This is a genomic window from Pseudomonas sp. FW305-3-2-15-C-LB1 (genome assembly GCF_058787615.1).
Genome location: NZ_JBYSZX010000007.1, coordinates 88177 through 113274, shown reverse-complemented (window position 1 = coordinate 113274; position 25098 = coordinate 88177). Strand labels below are relative to the sequence as shown.

At 61.5% G+C, this 25098-nt stretch carries 23 protein-coding genes; 9 read left to right on the top strand and 14 right to left on the bottom strand.

From position 1 onward, the window contains the following. Window positions 1-43: 43 nt before the first annotated feature. Window positions 44-769, bottom strand: a complete 726-nt coding sequence (locus tag AC3WP7_RS15890) for a response regulator transcription factor (RefSeq protein WP_071490891.1) — start codon at window positions 767-769, stop codon at window positions 44-46. 287 nt (window positions 770-1056) lie between these two features. Between AC3WP7_RS15890 and AC3WP7_RS15885 the strand changes: the two genes are divergently transcribed. Next, entirely contained in the window at window positions 1057-1989 is a 933-nt protein-coding gene (locus AC3WP7_RS15885; RefSeq protein ID WP_102592514.1) for a FecR family protein, read from the top strand. Between the two features lie 3 nt (window positions 1990-1992). Then, complete coding sequence (locus tag AC3WP7_RS15880) at window positions 1993-4272, top strand: CHASE2 domain-containing protein (protein WP_093120207.1); 2280 nt, start codon at window positions 1993-1995, stop codon at window positions 4270-4272. 181 nt (window positions 4273-4453) lie between these two features. On the opposite strand, the gene AC3WP7_RS15875 is transcribed toward AC3WP7_RS15880, so the two are convergent. From AC3WP7_RS15875 to glyQ, 4 genes are all read right to left on the bottom strand, one after another. After that, on the bottom strand, window positions 4454-5224 hold the full coding sequence (locus AC3WP7_RS15875) for a lysophospholipid acyltransferase family protein (protein WP_092241494.1): 771 nt from the start codon (window positions 5222-5224) through the stop codon (window positions 4454-4456). Window positions 5225-5306: 82 nt separating this feature from the next. Continuing rightward, window positions 5307-5843, bottom strand: a complete 537-nt coding sequence (gene gmhB, locus AC3WP7_RS15870) for a D-glycero-beta-D-manno-heptose 1,7-bisphosphate 7-phosphatase (protein ID WP_170856039.1) — start codon at window positions 5841-5843, stop codon at window positions 5307-5309. A gap of 2 nt (window positions 5844-5845) precedes the next feature. Then, a complete protein-coding gene (gene glyS, locus AC3WP7_RS15865) occupies window positions 5846-7900 on the bottom strand; it encodes a glycine--tRNA ligase subunit beta (protein ID WP_071490895.1) in 2055 nt (684 codons plus the stop codon). Further along, on the bottom strand, window positions 7897-8850 hold the full coding sequence (gene glyQ, locus AC3WP7_RS15860) for a glycine--tRNA ligase subunit alpha (protein ID WP_003187265.1): 954 nt from the start codon (window positions 8848-8850) through the stop codon (window positions 7897-7899). Before glyQ ends, glyS begins: the two co-directional genes overlap by 4 nt. A gap of 81 nt (window positions 8851-8931) precedes the next feature. On the opposite strand from glyQ, the gene AC3WP7_RS15855 reads away from it, so the two are divergent. Together AC3WP7_RS15855 and AC3WP7_RS15850 are read left to right on the top strand one after the other, a co-directional pair. After that, window positions 8932-9489 (top strand): DNA-3-methyladenine glycosylase I, encoded by a 558-nt coding sequence (locus AC3WP7_RS15855; protein ID WP_093527093.1) that lies wholly within the window; start codon window positions 8932-8934, stop codon window positions 9487-9489. A 40-nt stretch (window positions 9490-9529) separates the two neighbouring features. Then, a complete protein-coding gene (locus AC3WP7_RS15850) occupies window positions 9530-10417 on the top strand; it encodes a lysophospholipid acyltransferase (RefSeq protein WP_071490897.1) in 888 nt (295 codons plus the stop codon). Between the two features lie 62 nt (window positions 10418-10479). On the opposite strand, the gene AC3WP7_RS15845 is transcribed toward AC3WP7_RS15850, so the two are convergent. From AC3WP7_RS15845 to def, 5 genes are all read right to left on the bottom strand, one after another. Next, window positions 10480-10791: a hypothetical protein gene (locus tag AC3WP7_RS15845; RefSeq protein ID WP_071490898.1), complete on the bottom strand. Its 312-nt coding sequence runs from the start codon at window positions 10789-10791 to the stop codon at window positions 10480-10482. Between the two features lie 18 nt (window positions 10792-10809). After that, complete coding sequence (gene trkA / locus AC3WP7_RS15840) at window positions 10810-12183, bottom strand: Trk system potassium transporter TrkA (RefSeq protein ID WP_071490899.1); 1374 nt, start codon at window positions 12181-12183, stop codon at window positions 10810-10812. Window positions 12184-12205: 22 nt separating this feature from the next. Beyond that, window positions 12206-13516, bottom strand: a complete 1311-nt coding sequence (rsmB, locus tag AC3WP7_RS15835; RefSeq protein WP_102592513.1) for a 16S rRNA (cytosine(967)-C(5))-methyltransferase RsmB — start codon at window positions 13514-13516, stop codon at window positions 12206-12208. Further along, complete coding sequence (fmt, locus tag AC3WP7_RS15830) at window positions 13513-14463, bottom strand: methionyl-tRNA formyltransferase (protein ID WP_092241492.1); 951 nt, start codon at window positions 14461-14463, stop codon at window positions 13513-13515. The genes rsmB and fmt overlap by 4 nt, the downstream gene beginning before the upstream one ends. Before the next feature lie 69 nt (window positions 14464-14532). Beyond that, entirely contained in the window at window positions 14533-15039 is a 507-nt protein-coding gene (def, locus tag AC3WP7_RS15825) for a peptide deformylase (protein WP_102592512.1), read from the bottom strand. 135 nt (window positions 15040-15174) lie between these two features. Between def and AC3WP7_RS15820 the strand changes: the two genes are divergently transcribed. The 3 genes from AC3WP7_RS15820 to tsaC all read left to right on the top strand — a co-directional run bounded on the left by AC3WP7_RS15820 (window position 15175) and on the right by tsaC (window position 17721). Beyond that, window positions 15175-15951: a peptidoglycan-binding protein gene (locus tag AC3WP7_RS15820; RefSeq protein ID WP_093514262.1), complete on the top strand. Its 777-nt coding sequence runs from the start codon at window positions 15175-15177 to the stop codon at window positions 15949-15951. A gap of 63 nt (window positions 15952-16014) precedes the next feature. After that, the gene (gene dprA / locus AC3WP7_RS15815) at window positions 16015-17109 is read left to right on the top strand and encodes a DNA-processing protein DprA (protein ID WP_102592511.1); all 1095 of its coding nucleotides are present in this window, start codon (window positions 16015-16017) and stop codon (window positions 17107-17109) included. Window positions 17110-17163: 54 nt separating this feature from the next. Beyond that, complete coding sequence (gene tsaC / locus AC3WP7_RS15810; RefSeq protein ID WP_071490904.1) at window positions 17164-17721, top strand: L-threonylcarbamoyladenylate synthase type 1 TsaC; 558 nt, start codon at window positions 17164-17166, stop codon at window positions 17719-17721. 131 nt (window positions 17722-17852) lie between these two features. Here tsaC and AC3WP7_RS15805 read toward each other — a convergent pair whose 3' ends face one another. Then, window positions 17853-18830 (bottom strand): quinone oxidoreductase family protein, encoded by a 978-nt coding sequence (locus AC3WP7_RS15805; protein WP_102592510.1) that lies wholly within the window; start codon window positions 18828-18830, stop codon window positions 17853-17855. A gap of 159 nt (window positions 18831-18989) precedes the next feature. Here AC3WP7_RS15805 and hemF point away from each other — a divergent pair, with 159 nt between their 5' ends. Together hemF and aroE are read left to right on the top strand one after the other, a co-directional pair. Next, a complete protein-coding gene (gene hemF / locus AC3WP7_RS15800) occupies window positions 18990-19922 on the top strand; it encodes an oxygen-dependent coproporphyrinogen oxidase (protein WP_092241486.1) in 933 nt (310 codons plus the stop codon). Next, window positions 19922-20740, top strand: a complete 819-nt coding sequence (gene aroE / locus AC3WP7_RS15795) for a shikimate dehydrogenase (protein ID WP_092241484.1) — start codon at window positions 19922-19924, stop codon at window positions 20738-20740. Before hemF ends, aroE begins: the two co-directional genes overlap by 1 nt. Window positions 20741-20854: 114 nt before the next feature. Here aroE and AC3WP7_RS15790 read toward each other — a convergent pair whose 3' ends face one another. The 3 genes from AC3WP7_RS15790 to betC form a co-directional block, all read right to left on the bottom strand. Then, window positions 20855-22423: a SulP family inorganic anion transporter gene (locus tag AC3WP7_RS15790; RefSeq protein ID WP_102592517.1), complete on the bottom strand. Its 1569-nt coding sequence runs from the start codon at window positions 22421-22423 to the stop codon at window positions 20855-20857. Between the two features lie 160 nt (window positions 22424-22583). After that, window positions 22584-23498 carry a choline ABC transporter substrate-binding protein gene (gene choX / locus AC3WP7_RS15785; protein ID WP_092241482.1) on the bottom strand — a complete coding sequence of 305 codons (915 nt, stop codon included), beginning with the start codon at window positions 23496-23498 and terminating at the stop codon, window positions 22584-22586. A gap of 16 nt (window positions 23499-23514) precedes the next feature. Further along, window positions 23515-25029, bottom strand: coding sequence for a choline-sulfatase (gene betC / locus AC3WP7_RS15780; protein ID WP_071490909.1), 1515 nt, complete (start codon window positions 25027-25029; stop codon window positions 23515-23517). Between the last annotated feature and the right edge of the window lie 69 nt (window positions 25030-25098).

The window sequence follows — 25098 nt, the reverse complement described above, 5'->3', positions numbered from 1 at the left end:
TATCGGCTGTCTGCTGAATGCTCCACGTGGAACATTCTGGTTTTCAGCCCTGTTGCGAGGGCACCGCTACACTTTCCAATCGGTAACCGTACCCATAGATCGTCAACAGCTGCCACCCCCTATCCGCGGTCAGTCCCAACTTATTACGCAGTCGATAGATGTGCGTATCGAGCGGCCGCGACGACACCATTTCTTCGTGGGTCCAAAACCGCTCATAGAGATACTCTCGGGAAAGCGGTCGGGCCAGGTTGGCAAACAAGCAACTGGCCAGACGGTACTCGCGTTCGGTGAGGTTGATCGGTTTTCCCGCCCGGGTCACGGTCAACTCCGCATCATCAAAGGTCAGGTCGTTGAAGCTCTGCACTTCATGGTTGGCTGATTTCTGCAGGCCGTGGCGACGTAGAACCGCCGTCACCCTCGCCTTCAGTTCATTGGGACGGAAGGGCTTGCTGACATAATCATCGGCACCACTGTTCAGCGCAGTGACGATATCGCTCTCTGCATCGCGGCTGGTCAGCATGATGACCGCAGGCGGCGACTCCATGTGTTCACGGGTCCAGCGCAACAGAGCAATACCGCTGATATCCGGCAATTGCCAATCGAGTATCAACAGGTCGAAGGTTTCCCGGCGCAATTGGCGTAGCAGGTCTTCACCGCGTTCGAAGCAGTGCAGGGTCCAGGGTTGTTCGGCAGTGCTGGGGATTTGTCGCAGTGTCTGTTCCACCCGTCGCAGTTCCGCGGGTTCGTCATCCAGTATTGCGACACGCATGGGTGGGTCCTTTCTTCTTGAAAAATACGGCAGCCGTCAGCCGGGTTAGTGATGGGCACGTACTGCGCAGATGCCGGCCTCTGAATCTGAAGAATTGTGTTCAGATCCGTCGACCCCTTGGATCTCTCGGTACGCTGGCATCAATGTGCGATTAACCCATTGAAAGTCCTTGATACCGATGTGGGAAAGATACCGGCTCCCGCCCATAAGGAAAAGGATCAGCCGACGCATGCGCTGCCGTACACTCCTGCGTGCTGGTGTCAGATACCTTCTGGAACCCAATCTTGATGAGCACCATGATCCTTTCTTCGAACCGCCTGTGCCGTGCCCTCCCCTCATTGTTGATCATGGCTGTAGGCTCTGCAGGGGCGGTTGGCAAGACGCGCACGCCTTACATTGATGATCACATGCTGTGTCGCCCCCAGCCCCTGCCGGCGGTGGTTCAGCATCTCACCGGGGAAGCCTGGAAAATTGATACCAAGGGCCAGGCGAGCCTTTTGCTGGAAGGCATGACCATTGATGAACAGGAAGGCGTGAAGACCTCGGCGTCCGCGTTCGTCAGCCTGTTGCTCGGTGACGGATCCCGGGTGGTGTTGCCCGCAAGTTCACAGGTTCGATTGCATCTGGAGCGCAAGCTGTCGATTCCCCAGGTTGTACTCGAACAGGGTCAGGCGGAAGCGTATGTGATCAAGCGTACCAGCGACCATGATCGTTTTCAGATCGTGACTCCCGTGGGGGTGTTGGGCGTACGCGGCACGCATTTCCGGGTACGTAACGACGCAGAGCAATCGCTGCTCGAAGTGTTGGACGGGCAGGTTGCCGTCAGCCGCGAGGCAAAAAACCAGCCGATGGAACAGGAGGTAAAAATCGATGCCCGGCAAGGTCTGCTGTTCAAGAAGCAGGGAGACCTGAAACCGGTTGAGCTACTTGCTGCACCGAAGCTCGTGGGTCAGGACGGCCAGAAAGGTGATGCGCCGGTCTGGAGCCTGTACCTGCGGCCTTTGCCCGGAGCCCAGCGATACCGGGCACAGGTCGCTACCGACAAAGCCTTCATGGACATCAAGCAGGAAAACTTTTCCAGTGCGCCGAAAATGAGCTTCACTGGGCTCAAAGCCTCGTTCTACCACGTGCGCCTTTCGGCCTACGATGAAAACGGGCTGGAGGGAGAAACCGGGGTCTATGACATCTTTTACTACCCACCCACCACCCAGGCACATTGACCTATGAAGCTCTGGGGCAAGACCGAGAAACGCCAGCCCACCCATGCCCAGCGCCTGTTTCATGGTCTGGTGCGCGAGTGGTTGTGGATCGGTTTGCTGTTGCTGCCTGTTACCGTCTATCTGTCGTTGAGCCCAGGCCTGGCGTTGAATAATCCGCTGTACGACAGCCTTCGGCGCCTTACCCCGCTTCCTGTAGACCCGCGCATCCTGCTGGTGACCATTGATGACGCCAGCCTGAAAAAGCTTGGCCAGTGGCCCTGGCCACGCAGCTTGCACGCCGACCTGATCGACCGCCTCAGCGCCGGTCAACCGGCGGGTATCCTCTTCGATGTGATCTTCAGTGAGCCCGGCGATCCCGCCAATGACATACGCTTGGCCGAAGCGGTATGCAATGCAGGCAACGTCTTGCTGCCTCTGGTACGTGAGGGCACTTCAAGTTATAGCCAGCCCGGTGGTCAGATGCTGGCGTTGCATAAGTGCGCCAAGGGCGTGGGCCACATCAATGTCGAAGCGGACAGCGACGGCGTGGTCCGCAGCCTGTATCTACGTGAAGGCCCTCCCGAGACGACGGCACCGCAACTGGCCTGGCTGGCCTATGAGATGAGCGGCGAGCTATCGGACATGCCGGGCGAGCCGCAGCAGGCGACCGCACAACACTGGCACCGTGAACACGCCATCCGCATCCCGTTTATCGCACCCCATACCCATTTCCCCAGCGTGTCCTACGTCAGCGTATTGCGCGGTGAGGTTCCTCCCGAGCAGCTACGAGGGCGCCTGATCCTGGTGGGTTCAACGGCTTCCGGTATGGGGGATCGGTTCGTCACCCCCCTCTCCTCCACGGTCGGTACAACGGCAGGCGTGGAAATCCAGGCCAACGTGCTCAACGGCTTGCTGCAAGGTCGCAGCATTGTCGACCTGCCGGGCTGGCTCGCGGCGCTGATGGCGACCTCCCTGGTGGCTTTGTTGCTGGGCCTGCTGCTCTATCGCCCGCGCTATGCACTGTGGATGACCCTGGGCTGCATGATCGCTGCGTTGCTCGGCGCCTGGGCCTTGTTGCGCCTGGGCCACTGGTGGTCGCCCGCCGCGTGTCTGATTGGTTTGCTGCTCAGCTACCTGATCTGGAACTGGCGTCGCCTGAGCGTGATCCTCGCCTACTTCGGCTGGGAATTGGCGCGCCTGGATAACGAACCCAAAGTCCTGCCCGAACGCCGCCGTGCGCCCGCCAGCAAAGGCGACGTGCTGCAAGCGCGTATCTTTGCCCTGGAGCAGGCCGTAAGCCGCACGCGGGATACGCGGCGCTTCATGGCCGATGGCCTGGAGTGCCTGCCGGTAGCGACGCTGATTACCGACCCCACGGGTAACATCCTGCTGGCCAACCGCATTGCCCGCGAGGTGTTCGGCAATGACCTGGTCACCGAAAACCTGCTGGAACAATTGGCCGACCTGGGCTACCCGCCGCTGCACAATGGTGTGCGCCCCGCCCTCTCGGCGCTGGAGCTGGTCGAGTTCCGCGATATCCATCAACGCAGCCTGCGCATGGAATTGGCACCCTTACTGCCGGCCGAAGGTGATGTTGCACTGGGCTGGCTGTTGAGCCTGACGGATTTGAGCAAGGAGCGTGATGCGCAACAGCACCGCGAAACCATGTTGCGTTTCCTCTCTCATGACTTGCGTGCACCGCACTCGGCGATCCTCGCGCTGCTGGATGTGCATAACGGCGAGTCCCCAGTCTTCGCCCAGATAGAACAACAGGTTCGCCGCGCCCTGGGCCTTACCGAATCCTTCGTGCAACTGGCGAAGGCCGAAGCTGACGGTTACCAGTTCCAGCCGACGCTATTTGCGATGTTGGTGATGGACGCCTTTGATCAAGTGGCGCTGATCGCCCAGCTCAAGGGGATCCACCTGGTTCATGATCTGGATGAGGCCGACGAGGGCATGGTCTCCGCTGACCAGTCGCTGCTCACTCGTGCGTTGTTCAATGTGCTGGAGAACGCGATCAAATACTCCTCTTCCGGTACCACCGTCAGGTTGCGGCACAGCAGTGCGCAGGGCTGGTTGGAATGCCGTATCAGCGATCAGGGGCCGGGGATTGCGGCAGAGGATTTGCCGGAGCTATTCAGCCAATACCGGCGCTTTGAGTCCGCTCAGGGTAGTGAAGGATTAGGGTTGGGGTTGACCATGGTCAAGGCGGTAATCGAGCGCCACGGTGGACATATCCGTTGCGAAAGCGTGGTAGGCAAAGGCACCACGTTCAGCCTGCAACTACCGCTGCTGGAAGACTGAAAAAACGTACTTTTCTGCTGTGCATGAAAAACCGGTCGCAAGGACCGGTTTTTTTATGCGGAAAAACTTATGCACCTTTTCAGCGATTTTATGAGCTTGGGAAATATGCAATAAAATCAAGATGTTATGATTAAAAAAGCACAATTCGCCAACAAACCGTACACAGGTTATCCACAGATGCTCAGGTCACCGGAGTGTCGACCACAACAGGCTCTGGCGGCAGCGAACCCATTGCCCGTTGCTGCGCTTCATTCCACGCCTGAGCGCGGTCATTCAGCGCTGCAATGGCACGTGGGCCTTCACCTTCTGCGTACATCGGTTCGCCAATCACCACGGTGATGATGCCTTCGCGCTTGGCCCATCCGGTCTTTGGCCAGAACTTGCCGGCGTTATGGGCAATCGGCAGCACGGGCAAGTTGGCATTGACTGCCAAAGCCGTACCCCCGCGTGAGAACTTGCCTACGGTGCCGTAGGGCACGCGAGTCCCTTCCGGGAAGATCAGTACCCACACGTTATCCTTGAGCAGTTCATCGCCCTTCTTGGCCACGTGCTTGAGCGCTGCCTTGGGGTTGTCGCGGTCGATGGCGATCGGACGCAACATGGCCATGGCCCAGCCGAAGAACGGCACATACAGCAACTCACGCTTGAGCACCTGGCTCAACGGCGAGAAGTACGCCGAGAGAAAGAACGTCTCCCAAGTGCTCTGATGGTTCGACAGAATCACGCACGGCTGGTCCGGGACATTTTCCGCGCCCCTGATCTCGAAGCGGATGTTCAGGAACACCTTGGTCAGCCACAACGCGCAGCGGCACCAGTAAACGTTGATGAAGCGGTAGCGCGCCTTGAACGGCAAGAAGGGCGCAATAAAAAAGCTCAGGGTGCACCAGAGAAACGAACTGGTGCCCAACAGCAGGTAAAAGAAAAAGGTTCTGATGGCCTGCAAAATCGACATGGCGGCATTTACCGTTGCGGGACAACGCCCGCCTGTTAAAAGCGCACTCCCGAACAGTCCTTGGTCAGGAAGTCGAGGGCGGCTAGTTGTTGATAAGTTCTGCGGCAACGGCCGCCAGATCGTCAAAAATCAAGGTGCCTACCGGCAGGTTTTTCGCCTGGGTCTTTTCGCCTTTCCCGGTCTTGACCAAAACTGGCTGAGAGTCGACGGCTTTGGCCGCCTCCAGGTCACCGAGGCTGTCCCCGACGAACCATAGCCCAGCCAAGGGCACCTTGTAATGTTCTGCAATGGTTTTCAACATGCCAGGCTTGGGTTTGCGGCAATCGCAGCCCTCATCCGGCCCGTGGGGGCAGTACACCACCAGCCCCACCTCACCGCCCTGCTCGGCCACCAGTGCACGCAGGCGTGCGTGCATGGCGTCCAGGGTGGCGATGTCGTAGTACCCGCGAGCAATTCCGGACTGGTTGGTGGCGATCGCCACCGTCCAGCCGGCTTTGCTCAACTGCGCGATGGCCTCGATGGAGCCGGGCAGTGGAATCCATTCCGCCACCGACTTGATGTAAGCGTCGGAGTCGTAGTTGATCACCCCGTCCCGATCGAGAATCAGCAGTTTCAACATGGTCAGCTCAGCGTCGAAATGTCAGCGATGTTGACGAACAAGCCACGCAGGCGCGCCAGCATGGCGTAGCGGTTTTTCCGCACGCCGGCATCGTCGGCATTGATCATCACCGCTTCGAAGAACGCATCCACCGGCTCACGCAAGGTGGCCAGGCGCGCCAATGCTTCGGCGTAGTTGCGCTCAGCGATCAGCGGCTTCACCGCGTTTTCCGCCTTGGCGATGGCCGAGTTCAGCGAGAACTCCTTGGCATCGGCAAACAGGCCAGGGTCGACGTCAGCGTTGCCCAGGCCTTCGGCCTTGCTCAGCAGGTTCGACACACGCTTGTTCACGGCGGCCAGGGCGTCGGCTTCCGGCAGTTTGCGGAACGCCTGCACGGCTTGTACGCGCTGGTCGAAGTCCAGCGCCGAACCCGGCTGCAGGGCACGTACCGACAAGTACACCGACACGTCCACGCCTTCGTCTTCGTAACGCGCACGCAGGCGGTCGAACACAAACTCCAGCACTTGCTCGGCCAGGCCGGCCTGTTTGACCTTGGCACCGAACTGGCCGACCGCGAACACCACGGCCTGGGTCAGGTCGAGGTCCAGCTTTTTGTCGATCAGGATACGCAGCACGCCCAGGGCCGCACGGCGCAGGGCATACGGGTCTTTGCTGCCGGTTGGCAACATGCCGATACCGAAGATACCCACCAGGGTGTCCAGCTTGTCGGCGATGGCCACGGCTGCACCGGTCAGGGTGCTTGGCAATTCAGCGCCGGCACCGCGCGGCATGTACTGCTCGTTCAGGGCCAGTGCCACGTCGTCCGGCTCGCCGTCGTTGAGGGCGTAGTAGTAACCGGCTACGCCTTGCATCTCCGGGAACTCGCCGACCATCTCGGTGGCCAGGTCGCACTTGGACAGCAGGCCAGCGCGGGCAGCCCAGGCGGAGTCACCACCAATGCGCGGCGCAATGTAGGCGGCCAGCTTGGAAACCCGCACAGCTTTGTCGTAGACGCTGCCGAGTTTTTCCTGGAACACCACGTTCTGCAGGCGCAGGTTGAAGTCTTCCAGCTTCTGTTTCTTGTCTTGCTTGAAGAAGAACTCGGCGTCGGTCAGGCGCGGGCGCACGACTTTCTCGTTACCGGCGATGATCTGCTGCGGGTCCTTGCTCTCGATGTTGGCCACGGTGATAAAGCGCGGCAGCAATTTGCCGTCCACGTCCAGCAGGCAGAAGTACTTCTGGTTGTCCTGCATGGTGGTGATCAGGGCTTCCTGCGGCACGTCGAGGAAACGCTCCTCGAACGAGCACACCAGCGGCACTGGCCATTCAACCAGCGCGGTCACTTCGTCGAGCAGGCTTGGCGGCACGATGGCGGTGCCCTCCTGCAGGCGGGCCAGTTCTTCGGTGCGCTTGCTGATCAGCTCGCGACGCTCGTTGGCATCAGCCAGCACATAGGCAGCGCGCAGATCGTTGAGGTAGTTGGCCGGCGAAGTGATACGTACCGCTTGCGGATGATGGAAGCGGTGGCCACGGGAGTCACGGCCGGCCTTCTGGGCGAGGATGGTGCAGTCGATGACCTGGTCACCGAGCAGCATCACCAGCCATTGGGTTGGGCGTACGAACTCTTCCTTGCGTGCACCCCAGCGCATACGCTTGGGGATCGGCAGGTCGTTCAACGAATCTTCGACGATGGTTGGCAGCAGGCTGGCGGTCGGCTTGCCCGTGATGACCTGGCTGAACCGCAGTTTCGGGCCGCTCTGGTCGATCTCACTCAGTTCCACGCCACACTTCTTGGCGAAACCCAGGGCGGCCTGGGTCGGGTTGCCTTCGGCGTCGAAAGCGGCCTGGCGCGGTGGGCCGTCGAGGTTGATGCTGCGGTCCGGCTGCTGGGTTTCCAGTGCGGTCAGCAACACGGCCAGGCGGCGCGGCGCGGCATAGACTTTTTTCGCGGCGAATTTCAGGCCGGCGGTTTGCAGGCCCTTTTCGATACCGGCCAGGAACGCATCGGCCAGGGTGTTCAGTGCCTTGGGTGGCAGCTCTTCGGTGCCCAGTTCAACCAGGAAATCTTGAACACTCATTGTGCAGCCTCCAGCTTAGCCAACACTTCATCACGCAGGTCCGGGGTGGCCATCGGGAAGCCCAGCTTGGCGCGAGCCAGCAGGTAGGCTTGGGCGACGGAACGCGCCAGGGTGCGTACACGCAGGATGTATTGCTGGCGCGCGGTTACCGAGATGGCACGGCGCGCGTCCAGCAGGTTGAAGGTATGGGAGGCCTTCAACACCATTTCATAGCTTGGCAACGGCAGCGGCTGGTCGAGCTCGATCAGGCGCTTGGCTTCGCTTTCGTAGAAATCGAACAGTTCGAACAGCTTGTCGACGTTGGCGTGTTCGAAGTTGTAGGTGGACTGCTCCACTTCGTTCTGGTGGAACACGTCGCCGTAGGTGACCTTGCCGAACGGGCCGTCAGCCCACACCAGGTCGTAGACCGAGTCCACGCCCTGCAGGTACATGGCCAGGCGCTCGAGACCGTAGGTGATCTCGCCGGTCACCGGGTAGCACTCGATACCACCGGCCTGCTGGAAGTAAGTGAACTGCGTCACTTCCATGCCGTTGAGCCAGACTTCCCAGCCCAGGCCCCAGGCGCCCAGGGTCGGCGATTCCCAGTTGTCTTCGACGAAACGGATGTCGTGGACCAATGGGTCCAGGCCCACATGCTTGAGCGAGCCCAGGTAGAGTTCCTGGAAGTTGTCCGGGTTCGGCTTCAATACCACCTGGAACTGGTAGTAGTGCTGCAGACGGTTCGGGTTTTCGCCGTAGCGGCCGTCAGTCGGGCGACGACTGGGCTGCACATAAGCGGCGTTCCAGGTTTCCGGGCCGATGGCCCGCAGGAATGTAGCGGTGTGGAAAGTGCCGGCGCCTACTTCCATATCGTAGGGCTGAAGTACCACACAACCTTGCTCGGCCCAGTATTGCTGGAGGGCGAGGATCAAGTCTTGGAAGGTACGCACGGCTGGCGTAGGCTGGCTCACGAAATTCACCTGTTACTTGGGCTGCGATTTAAAGAGCGGGAGTATACCCGATTCGGCCCCGCCACCACTCCCTGGAGCCTTATGCCACGCTGCTTTTGGTGTTCTGAAGATCCGCTGTACATGGCTTATCACGATCAGGAGTGGGGAACGCCGCTGCGCGATGCGCAGGGTTTGTTCGAGTTGCTTTTGCTCGAAGGGTTCCAGGCGGGCCTGTCCTGGATCACCGTTTTACGCAAACGCGAGCATTATCGGAAGGTCTTATTCGGGTTTGATGCGCAGCGCTTGGCCCAACTGAGCGACGCCGAGATAGACGCGCTGATGCTCGATCCGGGCATCGTGCGCAACCGCCTGAAGCTCAACGCCACTCGGCGCAACGCCGCTGCCTGGCTGGCGCTGGAGGAACCGGTGGGTTTGCTCTGGTCCTTCGTCGGCGGCAAACCCAAGGTCAATCACTTCAAGGACCGCAGCGAAGTCCCGGCGATCACGCCCGAAGCCGAAGCCATGAGCAAGGCCCTGAAAAAAGCCGGTTTCACCTTCGTCGGGCCGACCATTTGCTACGCCTTCATGCAGGCCTCGGGCATGGTCATGGACCACACTCAGGACTGCGACCGTTACGCGGACTTGGCCAACGCCGGTTAGAATGCGCGCTTTGCGCACCACACACGATCAGGAGTGACCTGTGGAAAAGTTTAAAGGCGCCTTGCTGGTAGGCGCTCTGCGGTTGTTTGCCCTGCTGCCCTGGCGCGCTGTCCAGGCGGTTGGCACGGCCATCGGCTGGATCATGTGGAAAACCCCCAACCGCTCCCGTGACACGGTGCGGATCAACCTCTCCAAGTGCTTCCCGGACATGGACCCGGCTGCCCGTGAGCGCCTGGTCGGCCAGAGCCTGATGGACATCGGCAAGTCCCTCACCGAAAGCGCCTGCGCCTGGATCTGGCCGGCCCAGCGCTCCATCGACCTGGTACGTGAAGTCGAAGGCCTGGAAGTGCTGCACGAAGCCCTGGCCTCGGGCAAAGGCGTGGTCGGCATCACCAGCCATCTGGGCAACTGGGAAGTGCTCAACCACTTCTATTGCAGCCAGTGCAAGCCGATCATTTTCTACCGCCCGCCCAAGCTCAAGGCGGTGGATGAACTGCTGCGCAAGCAGCGCGTGCAACTGGGTAACCGCGTGGCCGCGTCGACCAAGGAAGGCATCCTCAGCGTGATCAAGGAAGTGCGCAAGGGCGGCCAGGTGGGGATTCCCGCCGACCCGGAGCCGGCCGAATCCGCCGGGATCTTCGTGCCGTTCTTCGCCACCCAGGCGCTCACCAGCAAGTTCGTGCCGAACATGCTTGCTGGCCACAAGGCGGTGGGCGTGTTCCTGCATGCACTGCGGCTGCCGGATGGCTCGGGCTACAAGGTGATTCTGGAAGCGGCGCCGGAAGACATGTACAGCACCGATACCGCCACGTCCTGCGCGGCGATGAGCAAGGTGGTGGAACGTTACGTCGGTGCCTACCCGAGCCAGTACATGTGGAGCATGAAGCGCTTCAAGAAACGCCCGCCGGGTGAAGAGCGCTGGTACTGATTCAAGATCAACGCAAAACCAATGTGGGAGGGGGCTTGCCCCCTCCCACATTTAAGTCCTGCTCAGGCTTGGCGATCGAGTTTTTTCAGGAACACGGTCATCTCTTTCTCTGCCTGCTTGTCGCCGTGAGCAAGCGCCGCTTCTATCCCCTTCTCCCACGCCAGCCGCGCCGCTGCACGATCTTCCAACCCCAACAGCGCCTTGCCCAACAACTTCCACGCCGCCGAATACTTCGGGTCGAACTCGACGCACTTGCTCAAATGCTCCGCCGCCTTGGCGTTGTCCTTCAGATCCAGATAACCCTTGCCCAAGCCAAACCGCAGCAGGGCGTTATCCACACCCTTGGCGAGCATTTTCTCCAGGGATTCGAGCATGCCGTTCACTCCATTCGATCAGAAAAAGCTCAACCCCACGTGGAACAGCTTCTCCACATCGCGGATATGTTTCTTGTCCACCAGGAACAGAATCACATGGTCCCCGGTTTGGATCACCGTATCGTCGTGGGCAATGATCACCTCTTCGTCACGGATGATCGCGCCAATGGTGGTACCCGGCGGCAAGCCGATATCGCGGATGGCCTTGCCGATCACCTTGCTCGACTTGGAGTCGCCATGGGCAATCGCCTCGATGGCTTCCGCCGCACCACGGCGCAGGGAATGCACGCTGACGATATCGCCCCGGCGTACGTGGGCGAGCAAGGTGCCGATGGTAGCCAGCTGCGGGCTGATGGCGATGTCGATATCACCGCCCTGGATCAGGTCCACGTAGGCTGGGTTGTTGATGATGGTCATCACCTTCTTTGCCCCCAGCCGCTTGGCCAGCAACGACGACATGATGTTGGCTTCGTCATCGTTGGTCAGTGCCAGGAAGATGTCGGCGTCGGCGATGTTTTCTTCCATCAGCAGGTCGCGGTCCGAGGCGCTGCCTTGCAGTACGACGGTGCTGTCCAGGGTGTCGGACAAATGCCGGCAACGTGCCGGGCTCATCTCGATGATCTTCACCTGGTAGCGGCTTTCGATGGCTTCGGCCAGACGCTCACCGATCTGCCCACCGCCGGCGATGACGATGCGCTTGTAGGTCTCATCGAGACGGCGCATTTCGCTCATCACCGCGCGAATATTCGCCTTGGCGGCGATGAAAAACACTTCGTCGTCGGCCTCGATCACCGTATCGCCCTGGGGCAGGATCGGACGGTCACGCCGGAAAATCGCCGCGACGCGGGTTTCCACATTCGGCATATGCTCGCGCAACTGGCGCAGTTGCTGGCCCACCAGCGGGCCGCCGTAGTAGGCCTTTACCGCGACCAGTTGCGCCTTGCCGCCGGCAAAGTCGATCACTTGCAGAGCACCCGGGATTTCGATCAGGCGCTTGATGTAGTGGGTTACCACCTGCTCCGGACTGATCAGTACGTCTACCGGAATCGCATCGTTGTCGAACAGCCCGGCGCGAGTCAGGTAAGCCGCTTCGCGTACGCGGGCGATCTTGGTCGGCGTGTGGAACAGGGTGTGGGCCACCTGGCAGGCGACCATGTTGGTTTCGTCACTGTTGGTCACGGCCACCAGCATGTCGGCGTCATCCGCACCGGCCTGGCGCAGCACGGTCGGGAACGAGGCGCGGCCTTGGACGGTGCGGATGTCGAGGCGGTCGCCGAGGTTGCGCAGGCGCTCGCTGTCGGTGTCGACCACGGTGATGTCGTTGGCTTCGCTGGCCAAATGTTCGGCCAAGGTGCCACCAACCTGCCCTGCCCCAAGGATGATGATTTTCATCCGGTCACTCCCTTTAACCCGTTCAGCCGCGCGCGGCGGCGATCTTGATCAGTTTGGCGTAGTAGAAGCCATCGTGTCCGCCTTCTTGCGCGAGCAACTGGCGACCGTGGGGCTGCTTGATGCCAGCGGCGGTGGCGAGGTCCAGCTCCCGTGCACCGCTGGTGCGGGCGAGGAAGGCTTCGATCACCTCGGTGTTTTCCGTCGGCAAGGTGGAGCAGGTGGCGTAGAGCAGGATGCCGCCGACTTCCAGGGTCGGCCACATCGCGTCGAGCAACTCGCCCTGCAGCACGGCCAGGGCGGCGATGTCATCGGGTTGGCGGGTGAGCTTGATGTCCGGGTGGCGACGGATTACGCCGGTGGCGGAACAGGGTGCATCGAGCAGGATGCGCTGGAAGGGTTTGCCGTCCCACCACGTCGCGGTGTCACGGCCGTCGGCGGCAATCAGCTCGGCGCTGAGGCCCAGGCGCGCCAGGTTTTCACGCACGCGCACCAGGCGCTTGGCTTCCAGGTCGACGGCGACGACACCGGCCAAGTCCTTTTCGACCTCCAGAATGTGACACGTCTTACCGCCTGGCGCGCAGCAGGCGTCGAGGACGCGTTGGCCCGGTGCCAGGTCGAGCAGGTCGGCAGCCAGTTGTGCGGCCTCGTCCTGCACGCTGATCCAGCCTTCGGCAAAGCCCGGCAGGTTGCGCACATCGGTGGCCGTTTCGAGCACGATGCCGTCGACGCTGTACACGCAGGGCGTGGCATTGATGCCGGCGGTAGTGAGCAATTGCAGGTAGGCGTCACGGCTGTGGTGACGGCGGTTGACCCGCAGGATCATCGGCGGATGCGCATTGTTAGCCGCGCAGATGGCTTCCCACTGTTCGGGCCAGAACGCCTTCAGGGATTTTTGCAGCCAGCGCGGGTGAGCGGTACGCACCACCGGGTCATGTTCCAGCTCGGCCAGCAGTGCTTCGCTTTCGCGCTGGGCGCGGCGCAGCACGGCGTTGAGCAGGGCCTTGGCCCAGGGCTTTTTCAGTTTGTCGGCGCAACCGACCGTCTCGCCGATGGCTGCGTGGGCCGGCACACGGGTGTAGAGCAACTGATAGAGGCCCACCAGCAGCAGCGCTTCCACATCGGCATCGGCGGCCTTGAACGGCTTCTGCAGCAACTTGGCCGCCAGTGCCGACAGGCGTGGCTGCCAGCGCGCGGTGCCGAAGGCCAGGTCCTGGGTGAAACCGCGATCGCGGTCTTCGACCTTGTCCAACTGGGTCGGCAATGAACTGTTCAGCGACGCCTTGCCGTTGAGGACGGCGGCGAGAGCCTTGGCGGCAGCCAGACGTGGGTTCATTGGGCTGTCCCGAGGATGGTGCCTACAGCAAATTTCTCACGACGGCTGTTGAACAAATCACTGAAATTAAGCGCCTTGCCACCCGGCAATTGCAGACGGGTCAGGCACAGCGCCTGCTCGCCGCATGCGACCAGCAGGCCGTCCTTGCTGGCGCCGATGATTTCACCTGGAGCGCCTTTGCCCTCGGCGAGTTTGGCGGCCAACACTTTTACGGCTTCGCCATTGAGGGTGCTGTGGCAGACCGGCCAGGGGTTGAAGGCGCGTACCAGGCGTTCCAGCTCCACGGCCGGGCGGCTCCAGTCGATACGCGCTTCGTCTTTGTTCAGTTTGTGGGCGTAGGTGGCCAGGCTGTCGTCCTGGACTTCGCCCTCCAGGGTGCCGGCGGCCAGGCCGGCGATGGCCTGGATCACGGCGGGCGGGCCCAGTTCGGCGAGGCGGTCGTGCAGGCTGCCGCCGGTGTCTTCGCCGGTGATCGGGGTGGTGACCTTGAGCAGCATCGGGCCGGTGTCCAAGCCCGCCTCCATGCGCATCACGGTTACGCCGCTTTCGCTGTCGCCGGCTTCCACGGCACGTTGGATCGGCGCCGCACCGCGCCAGCGTGGCAGCAGCGAGGCATGGCTGTTGATGCAGCCCAGGCGCGGGATATCCAGCACCACTTGCGGCAGGATCAAGCCGTAGGCTACGACCACCAACAGGTCAGGCTTCAGTGCTGCCAGCTCGGCTTGGGCTTCGGTATTACGCAGGGTCGGCGGCTGCAGCACGGGAATATTGTGCTCCAGCGCCAGCTGCTTGACCGGGCTTGGCATCAGTTTTTGCCCGCGACCGGCCGGGCGATCCGGCTGGGTGTACACCGCGACGATGTCATAAGGGCTGGCAAGCAGGGCCTTGAGGTGTTCGGCGGCGAATTCTGGAGTGCCGGCAAAAACAATGCGCAGTGGCTCGGTCATGGGAGGTCTCGGTTAAAAGCAGTCACAAAAGAAAAAGGCTTGCCGCAGCAAGCCTTTGGAAGAAGGGCATCAAGCTTGCTGGCGATGCTTTTTTTCCAGCTTCTTCTTGATCCGGTCGCGCTTGAGCGTGGACAGGTAATCGACAAACAGCTTGCCGTTGAGGTGGTCGCATTCGTGCTGGATGCACACCGCCAGCAGGCCTTCGGCAATCCGCTCGAACGGCTTGCCGTCGCGGTCCAGAGCCTTGATCTTCACGCGCAGCGGGCGCTCGACGTTCTCGTAGAACTCGGGCACCGACAGGCAGCCTTCCTGATACTCGCCCATCTCGTCGGTCAGCGGTTCGAACTCGGGGTTGATGTACACCATCGGTTCGCTGCGATCTTCCGACAGGTCCATGACCACGACACGCAGGTGTACGTTGACCTGGGTCGCGGCGAGGCCGATGCCCGGGGCTTCATACATTGTTTCAAACATGTCATCGACCAACTGACGAACCTTGTCGTCCACTACGGCCACCGGCTTGGCGATCGTGCGCAAACGCGAGTCGGGAAATTCGAGGATGTTCAAAATAGCCATAAGCGTAATTGCTGCACATGTGAGGTAAAGGCAAATCGGCGTTGGGATGGACCCAGACAGCCGGTGTGAAACGCCCCGAAGCCGCGAAGGCCCTGGCATTTCACGCGAACGCACATAATAAAGGAGATTCACCCCATGAGGAAATCGCTACTCGTCTTGCTGCTGTGGGCCCCGTTTGCCATGGCCCTGCTGCCCCAGCCCGTCCAGCGCCTGGATCAATCGACACAACAGGCCATCCAGCGCTTTTTACTGCACAACCGCATTCTTGATTCGCCACAGGACCTGGACAGCGCGCCGTACATTGTTGCCGCTGATGCGGGTCGAGTGCTGGGGGGCAACGGTGAGCGGGTGCATGCCAGGGGCAACCTGGATCCTTCCCAACCCCATTACGGAATATTCCGACGCGGCAAGGTCTACACCGACCCGCAGACCCAAGAACTACTGGGCATCAACGCCGACGATATCGGCACTGCCCGTTTCGTCACGGCTGGCGACCTCACCACCCTGGCCGTGCAGCGAGTGACCCAGGAGGTGCGCCCGGGTGACCGCCTGCTACGTGCGCAATCTCCTGTCGATCCGGCCACCCTTGAGGTCATTTCAACGGCACCCTTCATCGAAGGGCACATCATCGATATCCCCAAGGGTGTCACCCAGATCGGCGTGCTCGATGCTGTCACCCTGAACAAAGGCCGCCGTGACGGCCTGGTCGAAGGCCAACTGCTCAGCGTGATCAAGGCTGGCGCCACCGTGCGCGACAGCCTCACCGGCACGCCGACCCGACTCCCCGATGAACGTGCCGGCACCCTGCTGGTATTTCGCACCTACGAAAAGCTCAGCTACGGCCTGATCCTCAATGCCTCGCGACCGCTGGCGGTGATGGACCGTTTCGAGACTGCGCATCAAACACAATGAATAGGTTGCTAAATAAGTTACCAACAGAGTTATCCACAGCTTGTTCCGGTCAAGGATGATCAAATGAATCCGATAAACAGTCATGAAATATCCCCGTCAGAACTGGAAGCCCGACTACGCTTGCACAGGCTGCCGGAACTGGGCCCCAAGCGTTTTCGCTTATTGATCGAAGCGTTCGGCTCTGCGTCAAAGGCCATCAGTGCTCCCGCCAGTGCCTGGCGTTCGCTAGGGTTGCCGGCCATCAGCGCCGATGCCCGGCGCAGCCATGAAATCCGCGAGGGCGCCAGCGCGGCATTGGCCTGGCTGGGGTGCCCTACCCAGCATTTGCTGATGTGGGACCAACCGGAGTACCCCGCACTGCTCGCCCAGATTGACGACGCGCCGCCGCTGTTGTTCGTCGCGGGTGACCCTCTGATCCTGGAAAAACCGCAACTGGCGATGGTGGGAAGCCGCCGCGCATCCCGTCCTGGCATGGACACCGCCGCTGCATTTTCCCGCAGCCTGGCGAGCGCGGGTTTTGTCATCACCAGCGGCCTGGCCTTGGGTATTGACGGCGCCGCCCATCAAGCCGCATTGGACGTGGGCGGCCAGACAATCGGCGTCCTCGGCACCGGGCTCGAAAATTTTTATCCACAGCGCCACCGACGGCTGGCGGCGGCGATGATTGACCAGGGCAGCGCCGTGGTTTCCGAGTTTCCGCTGGACGCCCCGCCTCAGGCCGGCAACTTTCCCAGGCGTAACCGCATCATCAGCGGGCTGTCCCTTGGCGTATTGGTGGTGGAGGCGAGCATGGCCAGTGGTTCGCTGATTACGGCCAAGCTGGCGGCCGAGCAGGGCCGTGAGGTGTACGCGATTCCGGGCTCCATCCATCATCCCGGCGCCAAGGGTTGCCATCAGTTGATTCGCGACGGTGCGGTATTGGTGGAGACCATCGAGCACATTCTTGAAGGCTTGCGCGGCTGGCAGGCGCTGTCCCGTCCGGAGCCGATGCCGGTGACCCATCCGCTGGTAGCGCTGCTGCACGCGGCGCCGCACACCAGTGAAGCGCTGGCGATTGCCAGCGGGCGGCCGTTGTCCCAGGTGTTGGCGACGCTTACGGAGCTGGAGCTTGAAGGCCAGGTCATCTGCGAAAGCGGGCGCTGGCTTGCGCGCTGCTAGGTTTTGTAACGAAGATCGGTAAACTGCGCAGAGCTTTAGTCTGGAGAGTGAACAATGGTCAACCGGTGGCGTGTGCTGGAAACCGCACGAGAAATTCGCGCAGGCGCAGTGATTGCCTACCCAACCGAAGCGGTTTGGGGCCTGGGCTGCGACCCGTGGAACGAAGAAGCAGTGGACCGTTTGCTCGCCATCAAGAATCGCTCGGTGGACAAGGGCCTGATCCTGGTGGCGGACAGCATCCGCCAGTTCGACTTTCTCTTCGAAGACTTCCCGCAGGAATGGATCGACCGCATGGCCGCCACCTGGCCCGGGCCGAATACCTGGCTGGTGCCCCATCAGGACTTGCTGCCGGAATGGGTGACAGGTGTGCATGACACGGTGGCGCTGCGGGTGACTGACCATCCGCTGGTGCGGGATTTGTGCTCACTGGTAGGGCCGTTGATTTCCACCTCGGCCAACCCTCAGGGTCGCCCGGCGGCGCGTACGCGGATTCGCGTGGAGCAATACTTCCGTGGCCAGGTGGACCTGGTGTTGGGTGGCGCCCTGGGTGGGCGCAAGAACCCCAGCCTGATTCGTGACCTGGTGACCGGTGAGGTTGTGCGGCCTTCCTGAGACCGAGGTGCGGTCATCGCGGGCAAGCCCGGCTCCCACACCTGATCCGCGTCTTTCATGACAACACGGTCAAATGTGGGAGCCGGGCTTGCCCGCGATGAGGCCCTTACAGACTCCAGATATCCGTTGCCTTACGGCAACAGAATGGTCGACCCCGTCGTGCGTCGCGCCGACAACTCGGCCTGCGCCTTGGCCGCCTCCGCCAACGAGTACCGCTGGTTGATATCAATGCGCACCTTGCCGCTCTTGATCATCGAGAACAGATCATCGGCCATCGCCTGCAGGTTCTGCGGGTTGTTGGCATAGGTAGCCAAGGTCGGCCGGGTGACGTACAGCGAGCCCTTGGCCGACAGGATTCCCAGGTTCACCCCATCCACTGCGCCCGACGCATTGCCGAAACTCACCACCAGCCCACGCGGGGCCACGCTGTCCAGCGAGGTCAGCCAGGTGTCCTTGCCGACGCCGTCATACACCACCGGCACCTTTTTGCCGTCGGTCAACTCCAGCACGCGCTGGGCGACGTTTTCCTTGCTGTAGTCGATGGTTTCCCAGGCGCCGAGGGATTTGGCCAGGGCGGCCTTTTCCGGCGAGCTCACGGTACCGATCAGCTTCACGCCCAAAGCCTTGGCCCACTGGCACGCCAGGGAGCCCACACCACCGGCTGCGGCGTGGAACAAGATGGTTTCACCGCCTTTGAGTTCATAGGTCTGTCGCAGCAGATACTGCACGGTCAGGCCCTTGAGCATGGCACCGGCGGCCTGTTCGAAGCTGATATCGTCCGGCAGGTGCACCAGGTTGGCGGCGGGCAACACATGCAGTTGGCTGTAGGCGCCCAGCGGGCCACTGCCGTAGGCCACGCGATCGCCGACTTTGAATTGGGTGACTTCACTGCCGACGGCATCGACCACGCCGGCGCCTTCTGCGCCCAGCCCCGATGGCAAGGCCGGCGGCGCGTACAGGCCGCTGCGGAAATAGGTGTCGATGAAGTTCAGGCCGATCGCCTCGTTACGCACGCGAACCTGCTGCGGGCCAGGCTCGGCCGGCGTGTAGTCCACATACTCAAGCACTTCGGGGCCGCCATGGGCGCTGAACTGGATACGTTTGGCCATCTGCACTTCTCCTGGGTTCGAATCGCGTAGCCCCCTATCGGACTCCTAAGCTTGATCTTCGTCAACTGCGACGCACATGGGTGCGGTGTTATCCTGTGCGCCCATTTGCCGCCGACGCCCAATGGCCTCGCGTAGCTTTGCCCGATTCAAGGTGATGCCATGACTACCCGCACCGAGGCTGTAAAGGCCTACCTGCTTGACCTGCAAGACCGCATTTGCAGCGCCCTGGAAACCTTCGAGACGGACACTCGCTTTATCGAAGACGCCTGGACCCGGCCTGCCGGCGGCGGCGGTCGCACCCGTGTGATCGAGAACGGTACGGTGATCGAAAAAGGCGGCGTTAACTTTTCCCATGTGTTTGGCAGCGGCCTCCCTCCTTCTGCCAGTGCGCATCGGCCCGAGCTGGCCGGTCGCGGTTTCGAGGCCCTGGGCGTGTCGCTGGTGATCCACCCGCACAATCCTCATGTGCCGACGTCCCACGCCAACGTGCGGTTTTTCATCGCAGAAAAAGAAGGCGAAGAACCGGTGTGGTGGTTCGGCGGTGGCTTCGACCTCACGCCTTACTACGGCAACGAAGAAGACTGCATCCACTGGCACCGGGTGGCCGAGCAGGCCTGTGCGCCGTTCGGTCCTGACGTGTATTCGCGCTACAAAGCCTGGTGCGACACTTACTTCCACATCAAGCACCGCAACGAACCGCGCGGTATCGGCGGCCTGTTTTTCGATGACCTGAACGAGTGGGGCTTCGACACCTGCTTCGCCTTCATCCGTGCCATCGGCGATGCCTACCTCGACGCCTACCTGCCGATCGTGCAGCGCCGCAAGGCCATCGCCTACACCGAGCAACAGCGCGAATTCCAGGAATTCCGCCGAGGCCGCTACGTTGAATTCAACCTGGTCTACGACCGTGGCACCTTGTTCGGGTTGCAATCGGGCGGGCGTACCGAGTCGATCCTGATGTCGCTGCCGCCGCAAGTGCGCTGGAGCTACGACTGGAAGGCCGAGGCCGGCAGCGAAGAAGCACGCCTCACCGACTACTTCCTGCAAGACCGTGACTGGCTTGGCCTTGACGCACCCAAGGCGGCTGTCTGATGGACCGTTATGTCGTCTTCGGCAACCCCATCGGCCACAGCAAGTCGCCGCTGATCCACCGCATGTTCGCCGAGCAGACCGGCGAGCAACTGGACTACAGCACACTGCTGGCGCCCTTGGATGATTTCACCGGCTGTGCCCGTGAGTTCTTTCTGCAGGGCCGTGGCGCCAATGTCACCGTGCCGTTCAAGGAAGACGCCTACCGACTGGCCGACACCCTGACCGAGCGCGCCCAACGTGCCGGTGCGGTGAATACCTTGAGCAAGCTGGCAGACGGCAGCCTGTTGGGCGACAACACCGATGGCGCCGGCCTGGTGCGCGATCTCACCATCAACGCCGGGCTGAGCCTGCAAGGCAAACGCATCCTGCTGCTGGGCGCGGGTGGTGCGGTGCGTGGCGCGCTGGAACCGTTGCTGGCCGAGCAGCCGGGCTCGCTGATCATCGCCAACCGCACCGTGGAAAAGGCCGAATTGCTCGCCGAGCTGTTCGACGACCTGGGCCCGGTATCTGCCAGCGGTTTCGACTGGCTGCGTGAGCCGGTGGACGTGATCATCAACGCCACGTCCGCCAGCCTGTCAGGCGATGTACCGCCGATTGCGGGTAGCCTGATCGAGCCGGGCAAGACCTTTTGCTACGACATGATGTACGCCAAGGAACCGACCGCGTTCTGCCGTTGGGCGACGGAGCACGGTGCAGCGGTGGCGATGGATGGCCTGGGCATGCTGGTGGAACAGGCGGCGGAAGCCTTCTACCTGTGGCGCGGCGTGCGCCCGGATTCGGCGCCTGTATTGGCTGAACTTCGCCGCCAGTTGATCTGACACTGATCCAAATGTGGGAGGGGGCTTGCCCCCGATGAGGGAGTGTCAGTTGATACATCCATGGCTGACACACCGCTATCGGGGGCAAGCCCCCTTCCACATTGTTGATCGTTTTCAGTCTTGGAACTGGATGGGGCAATTGTCGGCCCCTTCCAGCTTTCTCAACTCTTCCACCACCTGCGGCCTGGCCCGGCGCAGCGTCAAACTGCGGCCCAGCCCACGCAAGCGCCGAGCCTCCTGGTGCAGCATCTCCACCCCTGAATAGTCGATAAAGTTGATCTGCTGCGCCTCGATCACCACCCGCTCGCCCTGCAGGCTTTGCAGACGCACTTGCAGGTAATGGCTGGCGCCGAAAAAGATCGAGCCGCCCACGCGCAGCACATCCTCATCGCCATCTCGCCACTGTTGTACCCGTGGCTGGGAGGTGCGCTTGAGGTAGAAAAACAGCGACGCCAGCACCCCTGCATAAATGGCGGTTTGCAGCTCCAGCAACAAGGTGGCCACACACGTCAAGCTCATCACCACAAACTCGGCGCGACTGACGCGGAACAGCGCACGAATGCCGCGACGGTCCACCAGCCCCCAACTGATCAGCAAGATGCTCGCGGCCATGCTCGGGATCGGGATATGGGCGATCAGGGCCGCGCCAAATAACGCGAACAACGCCACCCATAACGCGGAAAACACCCCGGCCAACGGCGAGCAGGCGCCCGCCTCGTAGCTGAGGCCGGAACGTGTGAACGAGCCGGCTGACAGGTAGCCGGAGAAAAATCCGCCCACGATATTGGATAGACCCTGTGCACGGACTTCCTGGTTGGCGTCGAGCAATTGCTGTGAGCGCGCCGACAACGAGCGGGCAATCGACAGGCTGGTCACCAACCCGAGCATGCCCACCGCCACGGCGCTCGGCAGCAGGCGCAGGAGCATGTCCAGGTCCATCGGCAACGGGCTGAACGGCGGCAGTTTGCCCACAAACGAACTGACCAGCGCTACGTGCCCGAACATCGCTGGCCACAGCCACGCCACCAGGCTGCCCAGTGCCAGCGCAATCAACAGCGTTGGCCAGCGAGGCACCAGGTACTTGAGCAGCGCGCCGACCAGAAACGTGCCAAACCCCAGTAAGAGGGACGCGTGGTCCCATTCGCCGCTGTGATGAATCAGTGCCAACAAGCTATTGATGGCGGTGGCCTGGCTTGGCAGATCCAGCCCCATCAGGTTGGGCAACTGGCCGAGGGCGATCACCACGGCGGCACCCAAGGTGAACCCGAGCACCACCGAGTGCGATACAAAATTTACCAACGCGCCGAAGCGCAGCATGCCCAACAGCCACTGGAAAACGCCGGCGAGGAAGGTCAGCAGCAGGATCAGGGTGATGTAGTCCTGTGACCCCGGCACGGCCAATGGACTGACGCTGGCGTACAGCACAATGGAAATCGCCGCCGTGGGCCCGCAGATCAAGTGCCAGGACGAACCCCAGAGGCAAGCGATCAGTACCGGGATGATCGCGGCGTACAGGCCGTACTCGGGTGGGAGACCGGCAATCAGCGCGTAGGCAATCGACTGTGGCAGGGCGAGGACTGCGCCACTGAGGCCGACGATTGCATCCCGGCCGACGCTGGCACGGGTTTGGCGCGGGAGCCAGCTGAGGAAGGGAAAGAGTGTGTGGCGGTTGGGCCGGGGCATCGCGGACTCGGATCGGAAGGTTTGCATCAGAGTATCAGTACACACAGGGCCTATGTGGGAGGGGGCTTGCCCCCGATGAGGGAGTGTCAGTTGATACATCCATGGCTGAGACACCGCTATCGGGGGCAAGCCCCCTCCCACATTTGAATTGCATCAGGCCTCAGAGTCTGGCTTTAACTGCAGGGAGTGCGTCTTTACCGTCCAGTGTTTTTACACCCTCAAGCCACTTATCCAATACCGCCGGATTGGCCTTGATCCACGCCTTCGCCGCATCGGCGTTGCTGACCTTGTTGTTGGCGACCTCGGCCATGATGCCGTTCTCCATCTCCTGGGTAAAACTCAGGTTGGTCAGCAGTTTTCCTACGTTCGGGCAGGCCTGTGCGTAACCCTTGCGGGTCAAGGTATACACGCTGCCAGTGTCACCAAAGTATTTCTCGCCACCCTTGAGGTAGCGCATTTTCAACTGCACGTTCATCGGATGCGGGGTCCAGCCGAGGAAGGTGACGAATTTCTGTTTCTTCACCGCTCGCGACACTTCGGCCAGCATCGCCTGTTCGCTGGACTCGACCAGCTTCCACTGGCCCAGGTCGAAGTCGTTCTTCTTGATGATTTCCTGCAACGAGATATTTGCCGGCGCGCCGGAGCCGATGCCGTAGATCTTCTTGTCGAACTTGTCGGCAAACTTGTTCAGGTCGGCAAAATCATGCACCCCGGCGTCCCACACATAGTCGGGCACAGCGAGAGTGAACTCGGTGCCGTCGAGGTTTTTCGCCAGTTGCACCACATCGCCATTGGCCACGAACTTGTCGTAGAAGCCCTGCTGTGCCGGCATCCAGTTGCCGAGGAACACGTCCACCTGGCCGTCCTTGAGCCCGCCGAAGGTGATTGGCACCGCCAGGGTGTCCACCTTCGGTTTGTAGCCCATGCCGGTCAGCAGGAAACCGGCGATGGCGTTGGTGGCTGCGATATCGCTCCAGCCCGGATCGGCCATTTTTACCGTTTCACAACTGGCGTCCGCGTACACGTTGGCGCTGGTCAGTACCAACAGGCTCAACATCACAGTCAACTTTTGCATGGCCTTCCCTCTGTATTTATTGGTTTTGGCAGGGTTGTGGATAACGTGCCTTGCGCTCCAGGTCGTCGAGGTCGATATGGTTGCGCATGTATTGCTGACTGGCGTCCACCAGTGGCTGGTGATCCCAGCTCTTCAGCTTGCCCTGGGTGAGTGCCTCGAATACCAGGCGACGACGGCGTTGACTGGCGAGCACCTGCTGGTGGATCGCCGGGATGTCCCATTTGGCCCGCGCCTCACTCAAAAACGCCTCGAACAGTGGCCGGTGTTCCGGTGACTGGCTGAGGTTCTCCCGCTCGTGCGGGTCGTTGTGCACATCGAACAGTAGACAAGGGTCGTCTTCGCTGTAGATGAATTTGTAGGCGCCTCGGCGAATCATCATCAGCGGGCTGATGGTGCCTTCGGCCATGTATTCGCCGAACACTTCGTCGTGCCCGCCCTGCCCTTGCAAGTGCGGGACCAGAGAGCGGCCGTCCAGCGGCAGGCGCGGGTCCAGTTCGCCGCCGGCCAGTTCCACCAGGGTCGGCAGCAGGTCGGCGGTGGACACGGCTTGCGTCACTCGGCCCGCCGCGAATTGCCCCGGCGCACTGACCAGCAGCGGTACGCGCGCGGCCATTTCGAACCAGTGCATTTTGTACCAGAGCCCGCGCTCGCCGAGCATGTCACCGTGGTCGCCGGAGAAGATGATGATGGTGTCATCGGCCAGGCCGGTGTCTTCCAGGGTCTGCAGCAGCTTGCCGACATTGCTGTCGATGTAGCTGCACGCGCCGAAGTAGGCGCGGCGCGCATCGCGGATCTTATCCACGGGCAGCGGTTTGTCCCACAGGTCGTAGACCTTGAGCAGGCGCTGGGAGTGGGGGTCGAGATCAGCCTGGGCAGGCGTTGCAGGCAGGGGGATGTCGGCGTCGTCGTACAGGTCCCAGAACGGCTTGGGAATGGTGTACGGGTCGTGCGGGTGGGTCATCGATACCGTCAGGCAGAACGGTCGTTCGCCGTCTTCGCGGATATGGTCGAACAGGTATTGCCGGGCCTTGAACACCACCTCTTCGTCGAAATCCAGCTGGTTGGTGCGCACGCACGGGCCGGCTTGCAGCACCGACGACATGTTGTGGTACCAGGTGGGGCGCACGTGCGGCTCGTCCCAGTTCACCGCCCAGCCATAGTCGGCGGGGTAGATGTCACTGGTCAGGCGTTCTTCGTAACCGTGCAGTTGGTCGGGACCGCAGAAGTGCATCTTGCCCGACAGCGCGGTGCGGTAGCCGAGGCGGCGCAGGTAGTGAGCGTAGGTCGGCACGTCGGCGGGGAAATCGGCGGCGTTGTCGTAGGCGCCGATCTTGCTCGGCAACTGGCCACTGACCAGGGTAAAGCGCGACGGTGCGCACAGCGGGCTGTTGCAGTACGCGGCATCGAACACCACGCCCTGTGCGGCGAGGCGGCTCAGGTTGGGCAATTTGATGGGGGAAGGTCCGTAGAACGGCAACATCGGCGCGGCCATTTGATCGGCCATGATGAAAAGAATGTTCTTGCGCTTCATGATCTATCGGCATTCCATAGGCGGTGTTTATGCGAATGAGCATGCAGCCCATGGAAAATGGGGTAAAGC